The organism is Streptomyces sp. GESEQ-35, from assembly GCF_017948485.1.
Lineage (GTDB): Bacteria > Actinomycetota > Actinomycetes > Streptomycetales > Streptomycetaceae > Streptomyces.
The window spans coordinates 180684-200760 of the sequence record NZ_JAFFSX010000019.1 but is presented as its reverse complement, the minus strand read 5'-3'; the positions used below and the strand labels follow the sequence as shown (position 1 = coordinate 200760).

The window sequence follows — 20077 nt, the reverse complement described above, 5'->3', positions numbered from 1 at the left end:
CAAAGCTCCATCGATCGTCTCTGCCAGCGGCGACATTCGGGAAACGAAAAATCCCCTCGCACAGGAGGGGACGCCGCGCCGATTCCGACCACCCGGTCTCACCGTGGTCGGGACTGATCAGCGCGGCTCGCTAAGCAGAAGGCGTACGGCACGCATGGCGTCAGGGTACCGCAGCGGTCGAGGAGGCCGCGACGGGCTTCCATGCGGCACACTGACGCCTCACAGCCGCTTGTGGAGATTGCGAAAAGATGAACAACGTTCAATTGTTACCTGGCGTAACAGTCGCTAAGGGACAACACAAGCCCCGCATGGCCCGTAGATAACAACGCAATAACTCAAACGGCGTACCGCTCGGTTTGGCTGGACTTAGAGTGCGGCAGCGGGACCGCTTTCCCGAACTGCTCGGAGTTGCCCCCATGAACCCTCGTCGTAGTAACAGCTCGATGCCCACCCCAGGCCGCTCGGCCTACGGGAAGGCGTCGGCCGTCGTCCTGCTCCTCATACCTGTGATCGTGCTGGTCGGAGGTGAGAAGGTCCGTGAGTTCCTGAACTTCGGCGCAGGCGTCCTGTGCCTCGTCTCGCTCAGCTGCTCGGTGATCTGGGGCCTGGTCGCCCAGGACCGGATCTTCCTCACCGCGCGCCAGCGGATCATCGGGCAGGCGGTGCACCGGACGACCGCTGTCGCCTCGATCGCGTTCCTGGTACTGCACATCACCACGAAGATCGCGCTGGACCACACCACGCTGCTCGCGGCGCTGATCCCCTTCTCGCTCGGCGTTACCGGAAGCAACGGGCTCATCGGCCTCGGCTCGGTGGCGGGTCTGCTCATGATCTTCGTGGGTATCACCGGCGCGCTGCGCAGCGCCTTCGCCTCCCCGGCGCCGGTCGCGGCCCGCTGGCGGGCCATGCACATGCTGGCCTACCCGGCCTGGTGCGCCGCGCTGGTCCACGGCCTGTACGCGGGCCGTGCGGCGAAGCCGACCTTCGTGATCCTCTACGGCCTGTCCGTCCTCGGCGTCATGGCCGCCCTCGCGCTGCGTGCCGCGCCCCGACCGGTCAAGCGCCAGGTCGCCGACAAGATCGCCGAGATCCTGGGCACCGAGGGGAGGCCGGGCCGCGAGGAGCTGGAGGAGAGCCGCGCCCGGGCCGCCGGGGGCTCCACCCTGCCCGGCTACGAACGGGCCGACGCAACGGGCCCGCAGCCGCGTATGGCACCCCCCTCTGCGCCGCTGTACGAGCAGCCCGCCCCCGAGCCCGCGAACGGCTTCGCGGCCGCCTACCGCGCTGTCACTCCTCCGCGCCCCCAACAGCCGTACGCGGTCGACCAGACCGCCCGTATGGAGCTGCCGCTGGACATGCAGGCCACGGAAGCGATCCCGCGCGTCGACGGCGTCGGCAGCACGTCGGGCAGCTGGCCGATCCCGTCGCCGCCGCCCGTCGGCGAGGCGCCCCCGTCCGCCTACGACCCGCTCACCGACACGGGATACAACATCCCGACCTATGGCAATCAGGGCACCGCCGGGTACGGCCAGAGTGACGTGTACGACACCGGTGAGTCGAATCCCCTCTACGGCACGTACAACCCCAATGACACGTACAACAGCGGTCCCGCCAACGAACCAACGCCCGGCGATTCGTACGACTTCGACTCACCGGGTCCGGGCGAACCTTGGAACATGCCTTCCGGAGGCTATAGGTGAACGAGGCCCTGCCCGACGTACCAGAAGTCCGCGTGGTCGGTCTTCCGCAGCTCACGTCTGGCTTCGACCTTGTCGAAAGACTCGACCTGCCCATGCATCTGAAGGTGCACGGGCCGCTCGAACCCATGGGCGGCGAGCAACTCGCCAAGCTCTCTGAGAACATCAACCTGAAGGGCCGCGGTGGCGCGGGCTTCCCCTTCCACAAGAAGCTGCGCTCGGTCGCCGAGGCCGCGATCAAGCGTGGTGTGCGCCCGGTCGTCGTCGTCAACGGAAGCGAGGACGAGCCGGCCTGCCGCAAGGACACGGTGCTCATCAACCGTGCCCCGCATCTCATCCTGGACGGCGCCCTGCTGTGCGCCGAGGCGCTTGGTGCCCGCACGCTCGTGGTGGGGGTCACCCGGGAGTCCACCCAGCGCTCCATGGAAGCCGCACTCGCCGAACGCGGCCTGAGCAACGGCCGTAGGTCGGCGCTACGCGCGCGTGTGCAACGCAATCCCGTACGGATGGTCACCGGAGCGGCAGCGTCGCTGATCCGGTCCATCGACGGAGGCCCAGCGATCCCGCCCGGCCGCAAGGTCAGCGCCTCCCAGAACGGCGTCGGCGGCGCGCCCACCCTACTGTCGAACGCGGAGACGTTCGCCCAACTCGCCATCGCCGCCCGCATCGGCCCGGAGCGCTACGGCAACACCGGCCTCTACGACGAACCCGGCACCGTCATGCTCACGGTCTCCGGCGCCGTCGCCCGCCCCATGGTGATCGAGGTCCCCACAGGAGTGCCGCTGCGCTACGTCCTCCAGCTCGCCGGCGCCCCGCCGGTCCCGCAGGGCGTGCTGACCGGCGGCTACCACGGCAAGTGGATCGACGCCGCGACGGTCAACGAGGCGGTCGTCTCGCGCAACTCGCTGGACGCAGTGGGCGGTTCGCTCGGCGCGGGCGCGATCCTGCCGATCACCCAGGAGACCTGCCCGCTGGGCGAGTCGCTGCGCGTGGCCCAGTGGCTGGCCGAGGAGAGCGCGGGACAGTGCGGTCCCTGCTACCTCGGCCTGCCGGCCGCGGCGCGCGGCATGGAGGACATCCTCAACGGCGGCGGTCCGGCCGCCCTGGAGGCCCTCAAGCAGGTCGCCAAGAACGTGAAGCGGCGCGGCGCGTGCTCACACCCCGACGGCTCCGCGATGTTCCTCGAATCGACCGTCAAGGCATTCACCGACGACCTGGCCGCGCACGTCCTCGGAAACGGCTGCGGAAGGCCCGTGGAGGGCGTTCTGCCGCTCTTCGAGGGCGGCAAGACCCCGACGGGCATCCCCGGCGGCGGCGAGTCCGAGGAGAACGGTCCCAGCCGCCAGAAGATCTACGTCGACTGGACGCTGTGCCGCGGCCACGGCCTGTGCGCGGACATCCTCCCCGAGGTCTTCGAACTCGGCGCCGACGGCTTCCCGACGGTCGCGCAGGCGCAGGTGCCGCGCTACGCGGAGGCCAAGGCGATACGCGCGGTGCGCCGCTGCCCGGCGCTGGCGCTGCGCCTGGAGGAGGACACCAAGTCCTCGGCGCCCACCCGCAACAACCTGCCGGTCCTCTCCCAGGGCCCGGGCCGCGGCCGCCGAGCAATCGGCCGCTGAGGACACCGGAACACAACGAGGGCGGGCCATCCGATCGGATGGCCCGCCCTCAATTTCTGTGGAGCTAAGGAGAATTGAACTCCTGACCTCCTGCATGCCATGCAGGCGCTCTACCAACTGAGCTATAGCCCCTTGCGATGTGCTGCCCGTTCCCCCAGCGGCGACGCCAACATTACACGGTCGACCCCAGGCACCACCAAATCGTTTCCGGTCTGTCCCGATTCGATGCTTATGGGGTCAAGCCGTGACGAACGAATAGAAGCGTTTGAGTGTGCAGTGCTCCTCCAGGAGCCGACCGTAGATCGGCTCACCCTCCAGCTCACGGTACGTCTCGATCGGGTCGCCCTTTATGATCAGCGCCCGCGCGCATTCCTCACACCAGTACTGGTAGTCGGGATTGACCGGTTCCATGTCGCGGACGATCGGCGTGCCGCTGCCGCACCAGTCGCACTTTCGCCTGTGTGCACCCATCGATCAGCTCCAGCTGTGGCCGCAGGCCGTGCACACGTAGGAAATTCCGCCGTTGTCGCCGAGAACTTGGGCCACATGGACGGAACCGCAGGAAGGGCAGCTCAACCGGATCACCGTGTCCCGTGTCAGCGCTGCATCGAGGTGGTCACCGACCGCCTCGATGATGCTCGCAGGCATCACTGACTCCCTCCCGTCGGGCCGCGCCCCCTTCCGGCCGTTTGATTCTGCCACGGCCGGACCGATACGGTCAGCGACGCCTCAGTACCAGTCCGGACACGGCACCCGCCGCGGCCGCCCCGGCCAGCGCGAACCCGCACGCCAGCGGCGTCTCCGAAGAGGTATACGCCTCCGGGACCCCAAGTGACTCAAGCCGGTTCGAGAACAAAAAGATCCCGCCCCCCGAGGGGGACGGGATCTTCGTCCTGTGGAGCTAAGGAGAATTGAACTCCTGACCTCCTGCATGCCATGCAGGCGCTCTACCAACTGAGCTATAGCCCCTCACGCCACGCGGCGGAGCCGCATGATGTTCCGTCCCGCTCGGCGGGCGAACAAGAAGAACTTTAGCCTGTGACCTGCCGGAAAGTGAAATCCGGGCCACGTGCCCTGGAGCGGGGCTCAGTCGTCGTCGCCGAGCACCGGCTCCGGCAGCGTTCCGGCGTTGTGCTCGAGCAGCCGCCAGCCGCGGGCGCCCTCTCCGAGGACGGACCAGCAGCAGTTGGAGAGACCGCCGAGGCTCTCCCAGTGGTGGGCCTCCAGGCCGAGGAGACGGCCGATGGTGGTGCGGATCGTGCCGCCGTGGCTGACCACCACGAGCGTGCCGTCGTCGGGCAGTTTCTCGGCGTGCCGGAGCACGACGGGGGCGGCGCGGTCGGCGACCTCCGTCTCCAGTTCGCCCCCGCCACGGCGGATCGGCTCACCGCGCTTCCACGCGGTGTACTCGTCGCCGTGCCGGGCGATGATCTCCTCGTGCGTCAGCCCCTGCCAGACGCCCGCGTAGGTCTCGCGCAGCCCCTCGTCGTGGGTCACCTCCAGGCCGGTGAGCGCGGAGAGCTCGGCGGCCGTGTTCGCGGCCCGCTGGAGGTCCGAGGCGACGATCGCGTCGGGCTGGAGGGAGGCCAGCAGCCGGGCGGCGCGGCGGGCCTGGCCGACGCCGGTCTCGGTGAGGGAGACGTCGGTCGTGCCCTGGAAGCGGCGTTCCACGTTCCACGCGGTCTGGCCGTGCCGCCACAGGATGACGCGGCGGCCCCGGCCCGGCCTCGCGCCGGCGGGGGCGCTCACCGCAGCCCTCCGAACTCGGCGGTGTCCTCCTCGGCCTGAAGCTTGGCGTGCTCGGCGGCCTTTCCGCGGGTGGCCTTGGCGTCGGCGGGCAGCTCGAACTCGGGGCAGTCCTTCCACAGCCGCTCCAGGGCGTAGAAGACGCGCTCCTCGCTGTGCTGGACGTGGACGACGATGTCGACGTAGTCGAGCAGGACCCAGCGGGCCTCGCGGTCGCCCTCCCGGCGCACCGGCTTGGCGCCGAGTTCCTTCTGCAGGCGCTCCTCGATCTCGTCGACGATCGACTTGACCTGACGGTCGTTGGGCGCGGAGGCCAGCAGGAAGGCGTCCGTGATCGACAGCACGTCGCTGACGTCGTAGGCGATGATGTCGTGTGCGAGCTTGTCGGCGGCCGCCTGTGCGGCGGCGTTGATGAGCTCGGTGGAGCGGTCAGTGGCGGTCACTACGTGGCTTTCGGTCGGCGGTCACTTGACAACAAGGGTCTCACGGCCGCCGACGGCACCCTACGTGATTAAGGGATCACTCCCGATCGCTCCCGATCACTTCTTATTAGGCTCACGACGAGGCCGGCTTGTAGTCCTGGCCGAGCACTACGGAGACGTCCCCGTTCGCGGTCCCCTTGCCCTTGGTCACGGAGCTGGTGGGCAGGCCCAGGGTCTTCGCGACCTCGGTGGCGTTCTCCTTGTCGGCGGCATCGGTGTAGGTGACCTTGGACGCCGCCTGGGCGCCGGATGCCGAGCCGCCCTCCAGGAAGGTGAAGCCGCCGTTGAGGAGCACGACGCGGGCCTTCTCGGTGTTGTCCTTGACGCCGCTGGCGTTCTGGACGGAGACGCGGACGGCCGCGTCCTTGTCGGGGCTCTTCGCGGTGCCGCCGAGGACGTCCTTGACCACGCTGTCGCTCGCCTGCGCGCTCATCGTGCCGTCGGTCTGGACGGGCAGCATCGCGGTCTTGTAGTCGCCGCCCTTGGCGAGGTCGGCGAGCTTGGCGAGGAAGGTGCCCAGGTCCTTGTCGGTCAGCGACGGGTCGAGGATCTGCGCCAGCGTCTGCACGGTGGTCGTGGCCCCCGTCGCGTCGGAGGACAGCTTGCGCAGCACGCCCTGCATGACCTGCCCGAACCGCTCCAGCTGGGCGTTCTGGGCTTCGCCGGAGCCACGGTAGGTGGCGTAGGCGACGGCCATCTTGCCGCTGAGGGTCTGGTCCTCGCCCTTGGTCACCAGGGGCGCGGTGCCCTTCTTCTCGGCGTCGGGGTCGGGCACGTCGGCGTTGGTGTCGACGTCGATGTTGCCGACCAGGTCCACCAGGTTCTGGAGGTAGGGGGTGTCCAGCCGCCAGGTGCCCTGGATCTCGGTGCCGAGGACGGTGTCCAGGGCGTCACGCGTCCCGGAGGAGCCGTCGTCGTCCACCGACTTGGCGAGCGTGGTCGTGGTGCCGTTGTCGTCGGTCAGGGCGAGGGAGTTGGGCAGCAGGACGGTGGTGCCCTGCTTGGTGGTGGTGTTGTCGACGAGCAGCGCCGTGGCGGTGCCGCTCCCCTTGGTGTTGTGCAGATGGACGACGATCACGTCACGCTTCTGGGCGCCCACGGCCGTCGCGGTGCCGGTCTTGGAGTCGGACGACGAGGAGAGACCGGGCAGCTTGTCCGCGTACCAGAGGTAGCCGACCCCGCCGACCGCGACCAGGGCGAGGACGACGCCGAGTGCGACGACCCGGCTGCGGGCGCGGCGCTTGGCCTCCTCGCGGCGCTCGGTGCGGTTCTCGGTGAACGCCAGCCAGTCGATGACGTCCTCGGAGTCGCCGTCGGGCTCCTCCACGAAGGCGAACTGCTCGGTGTGGTAGTCCCGTTCGGGCCGGGCGGAGGTGTCCTCGTGCTCGGCCGGACCGGCCTGCTGCGGGATGTAGGCGGTCTGCTCGGCGGTGCGCTGCTCGACGCGGGGCTGCCGGCCACTGGTCGCGGCCTGGCCGTAGGGGTCGTACGGCGTGGCGGATCCGGCGCCGCCTCGGCCGCGGTTGCCGAAGGCGTCGAAGGAAGACGGGGCGGGCGTCTGCTGACCGGTGGCGTAGGGGTCGTACGACACCGGCGGCTGCATGCCCGTGTCGTAGGTCGGCATCTGCCCCTGGGTGTCGTAGGGCGGCACCGGTTGCTGCGAACCGGTGTCATAAGGGGGAACCGGTTGCTGCTGACCCGTCGCGTAGGGGTCGTAGCCGTAGCCCTGCTGGCCACCGCCGTGCTGCTGTGCGTACGGGTCGTACGACTGCTGCTGCGGGACCTGCTGGGCCGGGACCTGCCGGTACACGGGCCGGCCGTACTCGTCGTAGCCGACGATCTCGTACTGGTCGCCCTGATCGCCGGGGTACCCCGCGTCGTATCGGTCGTTCACCGGTGCCCCTCTCGGCTCACTCGCCGCGGTACAGCTCGCGCTTGTCGATGTAGCGCACGACTCCGTCCGGCACCATGTACCAGATGGGGTCTCCCTTGGCGACTCTCGCACGGCAATCGGTGGATGAGATGGCCAGTGCGGGAACCTCCACGAGTGAAACACCGCCCTCTGGGAGACCGGCGTCCGTCAGGTGATGGCCGGGCCGGGTGACCCCGATGAAGTGCGCGAGGGAGAACAGCTCCTCCATGTCCCGCCAGGTGAGGAGCTGGGCGAGGGCGTCGGCGCCCGTGATGAAGAAGAGGTCCGTGTCGGGGTTGATCGCACGCAGGTCGCGCAGGGTGTCGACGGTGTACGTCGGCCCGCCGCGGTCGATGTCGATACGGCTCACCGAGAACTGCGGGTTCTCGGCGGTCGCGATGACCGTCATCAGATAGCGGTCCTCGGCCGGGGAAACCTTGCGGTGGGTCTTCTGCCACGGCTGGCCGGTCGGGACGAACACCACCTGGTCCAGGTGGAACTGCGCGGCGACCTCACTGGCCGCCACGAGGTGACCGTGGTGGATCGGGTCAAACGTCCCGCCCATGACGCCGAGGCGGCGCTTGCCCGGGTTCGTCGGGCCGGTAGGCATGTCCTGCTCTCCCATGCGTGCAGACCCTACCGGCCCGTCCTGAGGACGCCGGTCGGTGCCTTCAGCGGTCGCGGTTGAAACGGGTGGTGATCCACAGCAGGAACATCAGGATGAAGAACGCTGCGCCGCCCGTCAGGTAGGGGCTGAGGCTCTCGTGGTTGCCGCCGTGCTCCTCGCCCTCGGCGGCGAGGGTGACCAACTGGGCTGCGGTGCTGTGGAAGCTCATCTTCGGCAGGACCTATCCGGGGGAGGGCGGGATAAAGACGTCGGCCCATCGTAAGCGGGCGGCCGAGCACCCATCACGCCGACTCCGCCGTTGGGGACGAGGCCCCTGGGCCGACGGAACTTCGCGGCCGTCTCAGTCGTCCTTCTGTCTGTACCCCCGCAGCAGGAACCACGCGGTCAGGACACAGCCCAGCACCATCACGATCAGTACGACCCGGAGCAGATTTCCCGCCCCTTGCTGCTCGGCGGCGTTCGCGGCCCCGGCGAGCCAGGCGGACGCGGGGTTGTGTTCCATGACAGGACTCCTTCGCTGTACTGCCCGTCCACGGTATATCCGCCTAGGCTGGGCTCTGCTTCGGGGGCGCAAAGGGCCGCACAAGGGTCCGCAAAGGGCCACACACACGCACATGGGGGAAGACATGTCCGACGGCCACGAGCACAACGGGCACGAGAACGTGCCCAGCAGGCAGCGCACGCGCTTCCCTGGGATCTCCTCGCGTGCGTACGAGCATCCTGCCGACCGCTCCGCCCTGGTGGCGCTGCGCAAGCTGAGCGGCTTCGACACGGTGTTCAAGGCACTCAGCGGTCTGCTGCCCGAGCGCAGCCTCAGGCTGCTGTTCCTGTCCGACTCGGTGCGGGTGTCGGACCAGCAGTTCGCGCACCTCAACGACATGCTGCGCGACGCCTGTTACATCCTGGACCTGGAGAAGGTCCCCCCGATGTACGTCAACCAGGACCCGCAGCCGAACGCGATGTGCATCGGCCTGGACGAGCCGATCATCGTCGTCACCACCGGACTCGTCGAGCTGCTCGACGAGGAGGAGATGCGGGCGGTCGTCGGACATGAGGTGGGCCATGCCCTGTCCGGCCACGCCGTCTACCGGACCATCCTGCTGTTCCTGACCAACCTCGCCCTCAGGGTCGCGTGGATCCCGCTGGGCAACCTCGCGATCATGGCGATCGTGACCGCGCTGCGCGAGTGGTTCCGCAAGTCGGAGCTGTCCGCGGACCGCGCGGGCCTCCTGGCCGGCCAGGACCTCAAGGCCTCGATGCGCGGCCTGATGAAGCTCGCCGGCGGCAACCACCTGCACGAGATGAACGTGGACGCGTTCCTGAAGCAGGCCGAGGAGTACGAGGCCGGGGGCGACCTGCGCGACTCCGTACTGAAGATTCTGAACGTACTGCCGCGCTCCCACCCCTTCACCACCATCCGGGCGGCCGAGCTGAAGAAGTGGGCCGAGTCCCGGGACTACCAGCGGATCATGGACGGCCACTACCCGCGGCGCACGGAGGACAAGGACACCTCGGTCACGGACTCGTTCCGGGAGTCGGCGACGCACTACGCCACGCACGTCAAGACCTCCAAGGACCCCCTGATGAAGCTGGTCAGCGACATCGCCGGCGGGGCCGGGGACCTGGGCGGCCGGGTGCGCCGCGGCTTCGGCGGCTTCGCGGCAGGGGGCGGCTCCGCGGAGTCCACGCCGAAGGACCAGCCGCCGCGCGACGACAGCACGGGCGGGAACGACGACGACAGCACCGGTCGGGACGACAACAACAGCTGACCTCACCGAGGCCCGGGTTCACACCTTCGGCTGCGCGCTCTGCGCCAGCGTCCCGCACAGCGCCGTAGCGCTCCCGGTGGCGTACGGGTCCGTGCCGGCGGGGCCGCCTGCCTTGGCGGTCTGGCCGGCCAGCAGCGGGCGCAGATGGTTGGTGGAGTCGTCGGCGCAGGAGACCGGCCCGGCCTGGACGTAGGAGACCACCAGCTGGGCCTGCTGGAGGCGCAGGTCGTCGCGGTCGAAGCGGAACTGGAGCTCACGGCGGACGGTGAACAGGGACGCCTCGGCCTTCTCGTCGGCGCCGGTGGGCCGTAGCGCGTACACGAAGGTGTGGTCCGAGGTGACCTCGAGCGTGGATGAGTCGGTCTCGGACGCGTGCATGCTGCCCTGGACACGGATCTTGTCGTCGGCCAGCTCGGCGTTGTTCGGGTCGAAGCGAACGAGCCATCCGGTCGGCGCATGCCTGCCGTCGGCGGTCGGCTGCCGGAAACTCTGGTCGAACTGGTCGAGTTGGTCCGGGGCGACAAGGACTCGGACGGGGCGGACCTGTCCGCCGGTGAGCACCTCCGGGTACAGGGAGGAGCGCACGAGGTAGTCCTTGGCGGTGTTCAGGGCACTGACGACCTGGCTGTCCGAGAAGTGCGCGGTGCGCCGCGTGGCGGGCAGCGGTATGCCCTCGGCGCCGACGCGGTACTGCGCGGCGGGGCTGTGCGCGAACAGGTCCTCGGCGTCGGCCGTGCCGGGCACCTTGCCCTGCGGGGCGAGCGGGATGACGGTCATCCGCAGGGGCTCCGCGGGCTGCCGGGCCTGCGGGGTCTGGTAGGGGTGCCGTACACCCATGTAGATCGCGGTACCGAAGGCGACCGCGATCAGCAGGACCAGGATCAGTGCCTGCCGGGACAGGCCCCGGCGCAGGGGAGGACGGCGCCGTACGGCGGGCGCGTGGTCGGCGATGCGCTCCTGCGCGGAGAACTCCTGGAGGCGGGCAGCCCGGACGAACGACTCGTCGAAGACGACGGATCGGTACTCCTCCTCGCCACCTCCGGGGGCGCCCTCAGGTGTCCCCTCGGGTGGGTCTCCAAGCCCTCCCATATCTTCAGAGTAGGTCTCCGGAGGGCCCGGTAAACGCCCTGGTACACGACAAGTTCTGACAGGTCCTCACCAGGACGGTCAGGGCGCGTCCGGGCAGCGTGTCAGGGCGTGCGCGGGGTCGCGGAGGCCGGCGGCTGGGAATAGTCGGCGGAAGCGGAGGGTGCCGCCGCACTGCCCTGTTCCAGGCCGGTGGAGGCGGGTGGCGGGACCTGGTCCCGGTTACTGGAGGACGCGCCCCGGTAGACCGCCGAGAAAGCCAGCGCGACCATGCCGATCCCCATCACGAGGGCGAGGATCCAGGCGACGGGACGGTGCCAGCGGACCTGCTTGCCGTAGGTCCCCGGGGCGCCGTACCGGCTGTCGAGGGTGTCGGAGTCGTCCAGATCGTCGAGCTCCGGATCATGGCCGAAACCGCCACGATCGTCGGGGCCGAAGCCGTCTTCGTAGCGCTCGCTTCTGCCGTGGGCCCGGCGGGCCTCCGCCTCGGAGGCCTCCGCTCTGGCCTGGGCGGCGGCAAGGAGGCGTTCGACGGCGGTCGGCTCGTGCACCACGGCCGCCCGTACGAAGGCCTCGTCAAAGACCACGGAGGCGAACTCTTCGTCCGACACCCCGCGGTCGTGGTCGTCGTCGGGCTCCCAGCCGTCAGGGAACGGCGTGCCCCCCACGTCCTCCGGCACGGATCCAGAGTAGACCTGGGGGATCAATTTGGGCAGACGGTATGGAAATTCATCCGCCTTGTGAGACAGCTCTCATGCGGCACGGGCGCGACCCGGGGGCGCGTGTCCCCCGCATATGCCCAGGCCGCGCGCCTGTGCGCCGCTCGCTCAGCGCCGTACGTGCCCGTCCCCCGTGACGATGTACTTCGTGCTGGTCAGCTCCGGCAGTCCCATCGGGCCGCGGGCGTGCAGCTTCTGTGTGGAGATGCCGATCTCGGCGCCGAAGCCGAACTGGCCGCCGTCGGTGAAGCGGGTCGAGGCGTTCACGGCGACCGTCGTGGAGTCGACCAGTTGGGTGAAGCGGCGGGCGGCCTGCTGGGAGGTCGTGACGATGGCCTCGGTGTGACCGGAGGTCCACAGCCGGATGTGCTCGACGGCCTTGTCCAGGGAGTCGACGACGGCCGCGGCGATGTCGTACGAGAGGTACTCGGTCTCCCAGTCCTCCGGCGTTGCCTCGACGACCGTCGCCTCGGAGTCCTTCGCGTACGCCAGCACTCGTTCGTCGGCGTGCACGGTGACCCCGGCGTCCGCGAGGGCGGCCAGGGCACGCGGCAGGAATTCCGGCGCGATGTCCTGGTGGACCAGGAGGGTCTCGGCGGCGTTGCAGACGCTGACGCGCTGCGCCTTGGAGTTGATCAGGATGTCGATGGCCATGTCGAGGTCGGCGTGCGCGTCGACGTAGACGTGGCAGTTGCCGGTGCCGGTCTCGATGACCGGGACGACGGACTCCTGGACGACCGTCTGGATCAGCGAGGCACCGCCGCGCGGGATCAGCACGTCGACCAGACCGCGCGCCCGCATCAGCTCGCGCACGCTCTCGCGGCTCTCGCCGGGCACGAGCTGCACGGCGTCGGCGGGCAGCCCGGCCCCGCCCACGGCGTCCCGGATGACCCGCACAAGGGCGCTGTTCGACTCGTAGGCGGAGGCGGAGCCGCGCAGCAGCACCGCGTTGCCGGACTTCAGGCACAGGGCGGCGGCGTCGACGGTGACGTTCGGGCGGGCCTCGTAGATGATCCCGACGACGCCCAGCGGGACGCGGACCTGGCGCAGGTCGATGCCGTTGGGGAGGGTCGAGCCGCGGACGACCTCGCCCACCGGGTCGGGCAGGGCCACGACGTCCCGCACGTCCGAGGCGATGGCCCGCACCCGCTCCGGCGTCAGCGTCAGCCGGTCGACGACGGCCTCGCTGGTGCCGGCCTCGCGGGCCTTGGCGATGTCCTTGGCGTTGGCCTCGACGATTTCGCTCGTACGGACCTCCAGCGCGTCCGCGATGGCGAGCAGCGCGTCGTCCTTCTCGGCCCGCGGCAGCGGCGCGAGGTCGGCTGCGGCGGCCTTGGCGCGGTAGGCGGCCCGGGTGACCGGGGACATCGAGTCGTACGGCGAAAGCGTGGTCATGAGGGAAGCGTAGTGCGCCGAACGGGTTGGTCCGGCTGCCATCCCAAACCCCGAGACAAGCCGCCCAGACTCCGCAAAACGACCGCTCAATACGGGTGGACGCCCACCGGTGACGCCGGCGGCGGGCCGTACCCCTCCGCGATCCGCTGGTGGTAGGTCTCGCGGTCGATGACCTCCAGGCCGACGATCTCCCAGGGCGGCAGCCCGGCGGACTGGCGGTGCTCGCCCCACAGGCGCAGGGCGACGGCGGCCGCGTCGTGCAGGTCGCGGGCCTCTTCCCAGTAGCGGATCTCGGCGTGGTCGTTGGCGTAGCGGCTGGTCAGCAGAAAGGGGTGGTCGTGGGCCAGCTGCTCAAGGCAGCGCCGTACCTCCGTCAGCGGGGTCTCGGCGCCGGAGACGCTCAGCGTGACGTGCCACAGCCGTGGTGCGTCCTTCGGCTGCTCGTACCGGTCGCCGGCCGCGACGCTGGTCAGAGCACGCTCCTCGCCGCCCGCGCGGGAGGCGACACCATCGCGGGACGCCGCCGCCCCAGGGCGCACTCGTCTCACGACGGCCTCCTTACGCAATGGTCCTGCGGAATGGTCCCCGAGGGATCCAGTCCCCAAGGGATCGAGTCCCCCGGGGATGGGTCCCTAAGACAAAGTTGAGCAGGCCGCAAGCCGCCGTGGGGCTGTTTTGCGCAACGTCCACCTTTTACGGGTGCAGGATCACCAGGTCGTCCCGGTGTACGACTTCACGTTCGTACGCCGCGCCCAGTTCACGGGCCAGTTCCCGGGTCGAGCGGCCGAGCAGCTGGGGGATCTCCTTGGCGTCGAAGTTGACGAGCCCGCGGGCCACCGCGCGCCCCTCGGCATCGCGCAGCTCGACGGGGTCGCCCGCGCTGAACTCGCCCTCGACGGCGGCGATTCCGGCCGGCAGCAGCGACGTGCGGCGTTCGACGACCGCCCGCACCGCGCCGTCGTCCAGGGTCAGCGACCCCTGCGGGGTGGACGCGTGCTGAAGCCACAGCAGCCGGTCGGCGGACCGCTTGCCGGTGGGGTGGAAGTGGGTGCCGGTGTCGCCGCCGGACAGCGCCTCGGCGGCGTGGACGGCACTGGTCAGCACCACGGGGATACCGGCGGCGGCGGCGATCCGGGCGGCCTCGACCTTGGTGACCATGCCGCCGGTGCCGACGCCCGCCCTGCCCGCGCTGCCGATCTCCACGCCCGCGAGATCCTCGGGGCCGTGAATCTCCGCCATCCGCGAGGTGCCGGGCCTGCTGGGGTCGCCGTCGTACACGCCGTCGACGTCGGAGAGCAGGACCAGCAGATCCGCCCGTACGAGATGCGCGACGAGGGCGGCGAGGCGGTCGTTGTCGCCGAAGCGGATCTCGTCCGTGGCGACGGTGTCGTTCTCGTTGACGATGGGGAGGGCGCCCATCGCGAGGAGCTTGTCGAGGGTGCGGGAGGCGTTGCGGTGGTGGGCGCGGCGGCTCATGTCGTCGCTGGTCAGCAGCACCTGGCCGACGCGGACGCTGTAGCGGGCGAAGGAGGCGGTGTAGCGGGCGACGAGCAGGCCCTGGCCGACGCTGGCGGCGGCCTGCTGGCGGGCGAGGTCCTTGGGGCGGCGGCGCAGGCCCAGCGGGGCGAGCCCGGCGGCGATGGCGCCTGACGAGACGAGGACGATCTCTCGCTCTCCCCCACTGCGGCTTTTGGCGAGAACGTCGACGAGTGCGTCGACCCGGTCGGCGTCCAGGCCGCCGGAGGCGGTGGTCAGCGACGAGGAGCCCACCTTGACGACGATCCTGCGGGCCTCGCTCACGGCCTGCCTTGCCCCTGCCACTTCGGTTTCCGTCCCCTCGCACATCGGCTGTCCGCAATGTACGCGAAGGGGGCCAGGAGCCGCGCATCGATATCAGCCTCTGGACATGCATCCAGTAACCGTGCGCTCACGGGTCGCATTCGGAAAAAAGGTTGTACGGGCCGCGCATAGAAACAAAAGACCATGCAAACTTAATGTGAACGATGTGCCAACAAAAGATCGTCGCGTGCAGCGCATCCTGCTCCGCTCCGGGAAGAGCCCGTACGACGTCGTCCCCGTCGAAGAGGCCCTTCACCGAGATGTGTTCGCCACCAACTCCGGCAACCTGATCTTCAGCGATGCCGCGCACAAGATCCTCGAGACACCGGACACCGAGGTCGTCTCCAACGGCATCCGTACGGATGTGGCCGCGGCGGCCCGGATCAACGCGGAGTACGACGCCTTCGTCGTACCGCTGGCCAATGCGTTCCGCCCGTCGTTCGAGCCGCAGTTGAAGCGGCTGACGCGGCTGATCGGCAAGCTGCGGATCCCCGTGGTCGTGATGGGCGTGGGCGCGCAGACCGGGCTGAACTACGACCCGGCGCGACTGAAGCCCATCGAGCCGGCCGTGCGCGAGTTCGTCTCGGCGGTGCTCGACCGCAGCGCCTCGATCGGTGTGCGGGGCGAGTTCACCGAGAAGTACCTCAAGGACATGGGGTTCAGGGATGTCGAGGTGATCGGCTGCCCGTCGCTGTTCCTGTACGGCAAGGAACTCGCCGTGTCCAAGCGGCAGCCGGAGCTCACCGGCGACTCCCGGATCGCCGTCAACGGTTCGCACAGCGCGGTGCGGTCACAGGGCCTGGACCGCATCATCCGCCGCGCTCACGAGCACTATCCGCACCTCCGCTTCGTCGGCCAGAACCTCAGCGACGCACGGCAGTTGCACTGGCGGGACCTCTCGGACCCGAACAGCCGGGTCACCGCCATGCCGACCCATCCGGACCACCCGATGTACGGGGAGGACAAGGTCCGCGTCTACGTCGATCCGATCACCTGGATCGACGATCTGCGCGGGTTCGACTTCTCCTTCGGCTCACGCATCCACGGCAACATCGCGGCGCTGCTGGCCGGCACGCCCGCGACCGTGCTGTGCGGTGACTCCCGCACGCTGGAGCTGTGCCGCTACTTCGGCATCCCGCATCGCAGGATCGACCAGCTGTCCGAGGACCCCGAAGCCACAGATCCCGCGCGGCTGTACGAGGAGGCCGATCTCAGCGAGCTGACGGGCGGCCACCAGGAACGCTTCGAACGGTTCACGGCGTTCCTGGACCGCAACGGACTGCGGAACACCTTCACGCACGGCGACGGCGGCGCGGCCTTCGACGAGCGCATGCGCGCGCTGTCCTTCCCGGCCGGCATCCGCCCCTGGAACGACACGGACATCGCCTCGCTCACCCCCCGGTTCGGCTGGCTGCACAGCCGTATCGCCGAACTGGCCGTGGACAACGCCAAGTTGAAGCGGGAGCTGAAGCGCTCGGCCAGGCCTGCCGCGGAGCCCCCGCCCCCGACCTCGGTCTACCGCAAGGCCCGACGGGTCGTGGGACGGCCGATCCGCCGGGCGCTTAAGTCGGGGCGCTGAGCTCCGCTGGAAGTCCGGTGCTCTGAGCTCCGCTGGAAGTCCGGTGCTCGTCCGCGGGTCCGTCGTGGCTGGTCGCGCAGTTCCCCGCGCCCCTATGGGGCGCGGCCGAACCGCAGCTGACTTCGCCGGACCCGCTTAGACCGCAGGGAGTGTCAGGCCGCCGTCCGCACCGCGGCGGCGGGCAGTGCCCGGCGCACCCGGCGGATGACCTTCCTCGCGAACGAGTCGGCTCCGCCCTCGCGGTAGCCCGGGAAGGCGCGGGCCTCGCGGGGTTCGGCGAGGTAGACGGCGTCGGGTATGCCGGCCACACGGTCACGGAAGCGGGGGTAGGCGAGGTAGACGCGGCGGCCCTTCCTCTCCAGCAGGGCGGCCGCCTGCCTCTTCGCCCTGAGGAACTCCAGGACCTCGACGAGGAGTTCGGGCCGCTGCCCGGCGACCAGGTGCAGCCGCAGCCGCTCCTCGACCTTGAGGCGGCGGGCCAGCTCGTCGGTCCAGTAGGCCTCCATCAGCGGCTTCGCCAGCTCCAGCTTGTGCCGGCGTATCTGCTCGCTGTCCTTGAGGAACCTGGGGCCGAACTGCGGCAGCAGGGTGACCAGGAACGGGCGGACCATCAGCGTGTCGCGGCGCGGGCCCGCCGGGACGAGGTCGGCGATCAGCCCCATCAGGGCGCGGGCGGAGTCGAAGCGCAGGGTGTAACTGCCGCTCTTCGTCACGTGCTTGCCGTCCTCGCGACCCACCAGGTAGTAGCAGACATGGTCCGCGACCACCGAGACGCCGTCGGCCCGCAGATAGGCCTCCATCGTGAACAGCGCGTCCTCGCCGGTCCACAGCGACTCATCGAACCGCATGCCGTGCCGGTCCAGCAGCGCGCGGCGGAACAGCTTCTGCGCGCTGAGCGTGAACTTGATGTTGGAGGAGTAGACGTCGGTGCGCTCCAGCGTCTTGCCCCACATCGACCGGGGCGGCTTGCGGTTGATGCCCTCGACCTTGCCGAGGACGACGTCCGTGCCGTTGCGGTCGGCCATCGCGACCATCCGCTCCAGGGCCTCGGCGCCCAGCCGGTCGTCGGCGTCGAGGAAGAAGACGTACCGCCCGGACGCCTTGCCCAGGCCGACGTTGCGCGGGCCGCTGGGGCCGCCCGAGTTGTCCTGCCGGATCACGGTCACGTGCATGGGCACGCGGGCCGCGAACTCCTCCAGATACTCCCCCGTGCCGTCCGTCGAACCGTCGTCGACCGCGATGACCTCGATGCGCTCCGGGTCGATGGTCTGTGCCTCGACAGATGCCAGGCACTCGACCAGATACGGCATCGCTTCGTACGCCCCGATGATCACGCTGACATCAGGCTGCGCAACGGTCACATTTTCCCCCTCGCTAACGGGACATTTCCCCCCGTGTCTCCTTATTTGCAAACCAGTAGACGGGCGAAAGCGGGAAGCGGTTGCCTGTAGCTCATGAATTAGTGACCTACGTCATACGAATTCCAGGTGACGCCCGTTCATCGGGCACGGAAAGAGCCCCCGAGGATTCACTCCTCGGGGGCTCTTCGCCTGTGGCGGTCGGTCAGCCGGTCAGCTCCGCCTCCGTCGTCGCGATCCGTGGCTCCTGGCCGAGGTTGCGGGTCTCGGCCTTCAACGCCAGGTTCGCCACAGCGGTGTTGAACTGCTCGATGGACGTCGGCTCGTCCGGGCCGAGCAGATACTGCTTCAGCTCCTTGCGGTCCGCGGCCAGCGGGTCCGCGGCCGGGTCACGGACGGCGGCCAGCAGCCCGTCCAGCTCGGCGGCGCTGTTGCTGAGGATGACAGCGGCACGCACGGCGGTGTTCTGCCGCTTGAACTCCTCCTCGCCCAGCTCCGCGGAGTCGGTGACCGCGTACGGCTTGCCGCTGGCGATGAAGTCCGAGACCACGCTGGAGATGTCGGAGACCATCGCGTCGGAGACGTTGAAGCAGTCGTACAGACGCGGCTCGGTGCCCGCGATGACGCGGTGCTCGTGGGCGGGGAAGGAACGCCAGTAGGCGTCGTTCCACTCGGCGCGCAGCCGGGCGATCTCCTCGTGCTTGGCGACGTCGACCACGCCGTCACGGGTGGCCTCGGCCTCGTCGCCCTTCTCGGCGCCGCCGGACAACTCGGCGAGCCGGGCCTCGATGCGGGCCAGCTCGGCCTTGGCGGCGGACTGGGCCGCCGCATCCGCCGCGAGCCGGGTAGCGGCGGCCTGCTCCACCAGCGCGGTGATGCGCAGGTGGGCGGCCTTGGCCACGGCGCTGCGCGTGCCGGTGAAGGGGTGCGGCTTGTACAGGACGCGGACCGGCGGGTCGGCCTTGATCAGCGTGCGGACGATGTTCTCGCCGGCGAGCAGGATCGAGGTGTTGCCGGGGTTGTCGTCCCAGCCCTCCCAGGTGGGCGCATACAGCACCGTCGGGATACGTCCCTCGGGCGCGCCCTCCCAGGTCTCGATCGGCGCCAGCTGCGGACGGCCGACCTCCACGATGTCGTCGTCGCGGACACCGACGTCGGCGATGGCGTAGCGGTCGCGGCCCGCGCGTCCGGCGGTCCACACCTCGTCGTACACCTTGCTGAACGGGTTGACGCTGGCCAGCTTGTCGCTGTCGCCGTGGCCGATGAAGACGTGCTTCATCGTCGGGACGCGCAGCATGTGGATGTTCTTGCCGACGTTCGCCGCGTACAGCGTCACGCGCACGTTCGAGAGGTCCATGTTCATCAGGTGCACCCCTCCGGGCACGCAGATGACGGGGACCGTGGTGGGCGCCATACGGTCCAGGACGGCGCGCTCACGCAGGATGATCAGCGGCTTGGAGTCCAGCTGCTCCATGGTCTCCAGCCACATGTTGACCTGGTACGCGGAGTCCTTGGACCCGGAGAAGTACAGCGCCGTCTGGGGTCGGTACTCGCCCAGCCAGTCGTCCACGGCGGCCAGCACGGCGTCCGCGTTCGGCGGGATCTTGCGGCCCCGGACGTACGGCATCAGCGCGAGGACGTACAGGCAGCCCAGGAACAGGGTCACGCCGATGCCGATGAAGCCCGCGACGGCCGACGCCATGGCCGCCGAGACCAGCACGCCGACGACGGCCGCGAGGTCGAGGTGGAGCATCTTCTCGGCGGAGCGGTGCAGCAGCGGACGCGGCGGGGCGTCCGGGATGCGGATGCGGGAGGCCAGGTCGACATTGCGGGTGGCGACCGGCATCCGGCGGCGGTTGCGGATCAGGGTGACCAGCGCGCCGTGCGGGGCCTGAAGGCCGTAGAAGGCGATGAAGCCGGCGACCGCACCGTAGAAGATCAGGTCGTCCGCGAAGGAGAGGCGGGCCAGCAGCAGGACCAGCAGGAGCTGCCGGATCAGGAAGCGGATCGACAGACCCGCACGCACCTTGCTCAGGCGGTTGATCAGATAGCTGCCCTTGCGGTGCAGATAGTGGTCCGCCAGATACGTCACGGCGGCCGCAGCCGCGAAGGCGGGAACGCTCGGGACGAGCGCGGCCAGCATGAGCGCCGGGTAACCCAGCATCATGAGGACCGCCGCGGCCAACTCGGCCGCGCTGCCCACCCGGGCGACGCGAATAGCGGTGGAAATCACGAAGAAACCTGCTCT

Annotated in this window: 19 protein-coding genes and 2 tRNA genes; 4 read left to right on the top strand and 17 right to left on the bottom strand. The window is 69.5% G+C overall.

All coding sequences use genetic code 11. The features are described 5' to 3' along the window. The first annotated feature begins 416 nt into the window (after window positions 1-416). Both KCH87_RS31385 and KCH87_RS31380 read left to right on the top strand, forming a co-directional pair. On the top strand, window positions 417-1700 hold the full coding sequence (locus tag KCH87_RS31385) for a cytochrome b/b6 domain-containing protein (RefSeq protein WP_210590059.1): 1284 nt from the start codon (window positions 417-419) through the stop codon (window positions 1698-1700). Further along, entirely contained in the window at window positions 1697-3316 is a 1620-nt protein-coding gene (locus KCH87_RS31380) for an NADH-quinone oxidoreductase subunit NuoF family protein (RefSeq protein WP_210590056.1), read from the top strand. Before KCH87_RS31385 ends, KCH87_RS31380 begins: the two co-directional genes overlap by 4 nt. Window positions 3317-3375: 59 nt before the next feature. Here the strand turns inward: KCH87_RS31380 and KCH87_RS31375 are convergent. The 10 genes from KCH87_RS31375 to KCH87_RS31330 form a co-directional block, all read right to left on the bottom strand. Next, window positions 3376-3448 (bottom strand) — tRNA-Ala (locus KCH87_RS31375). Between the two features lie 105 nt (window positions 3449-3553). Beyond that, window positions 3554-3787 (bottom strand): hypothetical protein, encoded by a 234-nt coding sequence (locus tag KCH87_RS31370; protein ID WP_003976229.1) that lies wholly within the window; start codon window positions 3785-3787, stop codon window positions 3554-3556. Between the two features lie 3 nt (window positions 3788-3790). After that, on the bottom strand, window positions 3791-3964 hold the full coding sequence (locus tag KCH87_RS31365; protein ID WP_210590053.1) for a hypothetical protein: 174 nt from the start codon (window positions 3962-3964) through the stop codon (window positions 3791-3793). A gap of 248 nt (window positions 3965-4212) precedes the next feature. Then, window positions 4213-4285: transfer RNA gene (locus KCH87_RS31360), tRNA-Ala, on the bottom strand. A 117-nt stretch (window positions 4286-4402) separates the two neighbouring features. Further along, window positions 4403-5065, bottom strand: coding sequence for a histidine phosphatase family protein (locus KCH87_RS31355; protein ID WP_210590050.1), 663 nt, complete (start codon window positions 5063-5065; stop codon window positions 4403-4405). Beyond that, window positions 5062-5505: a ribosome silencing factor gene (gene rsfS / locus KCH87_RS31350; RefSeq protein WP_210590047.1), complete on the bottom strand. Its 444-nt coding sequence runs from the start codon at window positions 5503-5505 to the stop codon at window positions 5062-5064. The genes KCH87_RS31355 and rsfS overlap by 4 nt, the downstream gene beginning before the upstream one ends. Before the next feature lie 112 nt (window positions 5506-5617). Then, complete coding sequence (locus tag KCH87_RS31345; RefSeq protein WP_210590045.1) at window positions 5618-7438, bottom strand: LCP family protein; 1821 nt, start codon at window positions 7436-7438, stop codon at window positions 5618-5620. Between the two features lie 16 nt (window positions 7439-7454). Then, window positions 7455-8081, bottom strand: coding sequence for a nicotinate-nucleotide adenylyltransferase (nadD, locus tag KCH87_RS31340; protein WP_210590042.1), 627 nt, complete (start codon window positions 8079-8081; stop codon window positions 7455-7457). A gap of 46 nt (window positions 8082-8127) precedes the next feature. Continuing rightward, entirely contained in the window at window positions 8128-8292 is a 165-nt protein-coding gene (locus tag KCH87_RS31335; RefSeq protein WP_210590039.1) for a hypothetical protein, read from the bottom strand. Between the two features lie 132 nt (window positions 8293-8424). Beyond that, window positions 8425-8586: a hypothetical protein gene (locus KCH87_RS31330; RefSeq protein WP_210590036.1), complete on the bottom strand. Its 162-nt coding sequence runs from the start codon at window positions 8584-8586 to the stop codon at window positions 8425-8427. A gap of 112 nt (window positions 8587-8698) precedes the next feature. Between KCH87_RS31330 and KCH87_RS31325 the strand changes: the two genes are divergently transcribed. Then, window positions 8699-9853 (top strand): M48 family metallopeptidase, encoded by a 1155-nt coding sequence (locus tag KCH87_RS31325; protein WP_374199060.1) that lies wholly within the window; start codon window positions 8699-8701, stop codon window positions 9851-9853. 18 nt (window positions 9854-9871) lie between these two features. On the opposite strand, the gene KCH87_RS31320 is transcribed toward KCH87_RS31325, so the two are convergent. From KCH87_RS31320 to proB, 5 genes are all read right to left on the bottom strand, one after another. Further along, on the bottom strand, window positions 9872-10942 hold the full coding sequence (locus tag KCH87_RS31320; RefSeq protein WP_210590033.1) for a hypothetical protein: 1071 nt from the start codon (window positions 10940-10942) through the stop codon (window positions 9872-9874). Between the two features lie 101 nt (window positions 10943-11043). Next, the gene (locus tag KCH87_RS31315; RefSeq protein WP_210590030.1) at window positions 11044-11646 is read right to left on the bottom strand and encodes a hypothetical protein; all 603 of its coding nucleotides are present in this window, start codon (window positions 11644-11646) and stop codon (window positions 11044-11046) included. Window positions 11647-11766: 120 nt separating this feature from the next. After that, the gene (locus KCH87_RS31310; RefSeq protein ID WP_210590027.1) at window positions 11767-13053 is read right to left on the bottom strand and encodes a glutamate-5-semialdehyde dehydrogenase; all 1287 of its coding nucleotides are present in this window, start codon (window positions 13051-13053) and stop codon (window positions 11767-11769) included. Window positions 13054-13139: 86 nt separating this feature from the next. Next, window positions 13140-13592: a hypothetical protein gene (locus KCH87_RS31305; RefSeq protein WP_210590103.1), complete on the bottom strand. Its 453-nt coding sequence runs from the start codon at window positions 13590-13592 to the stop codon at window positions 13140-13142. 154 nt (window positions 13593-13746) lie between these two features. After that, a complete protein-coding gene (gene proB / locus KCH87_RS31300; protein WP_210590100.1) occupies window positions 13747-14853 on the bottom strand; it encodes a glutamate 5-kinase in 1107 nt (368 codons plus the stop codon). 226 nt (window positions 14854-15079) lie between these two features. On the opposite strand from proB, the gene KCH87_RS31295 reads away from it, so the two are divergent. Further along, window positions 15080-16471, top strand: coding sequence for a polysaccharide pyruvyl transferase family protein (locus tag KCH87_RS31295; protein WP_308298954.1), 1392 nt, complete (start codon window positions 15080-15082; stop codon window positions 16469-16471). Between the two features lie 152 nt (window positions 16472-16623). Here the strand turns inward: KCH87_RS31295 and KCH87_RS31290 are convergent, their stop codons facing one another. After that, window positions 16624-17832 (bottom strand): glycosyltransferase family 2 protein, encoded by a 1209-nt coding sequence (locus KCH87_RS31290; RefSeq protein ID WP_210590022.1) that lies wholly within the window; start codon window positions 17830-17832, stop codon window positions 16624-16626. A gap of 202 nt (window positions 17833-18034) precedes the next feature. After that, entirely contained in the window at window positions 18035-20062 is a 2028-nt protein-coding gene (locus tag KCH87_RS31285) for a hypothetical protein (protein WP_308298953.1), read from the bottom strand. Window positions 20063-20077 lie beyond the last annotated feature (15 nt).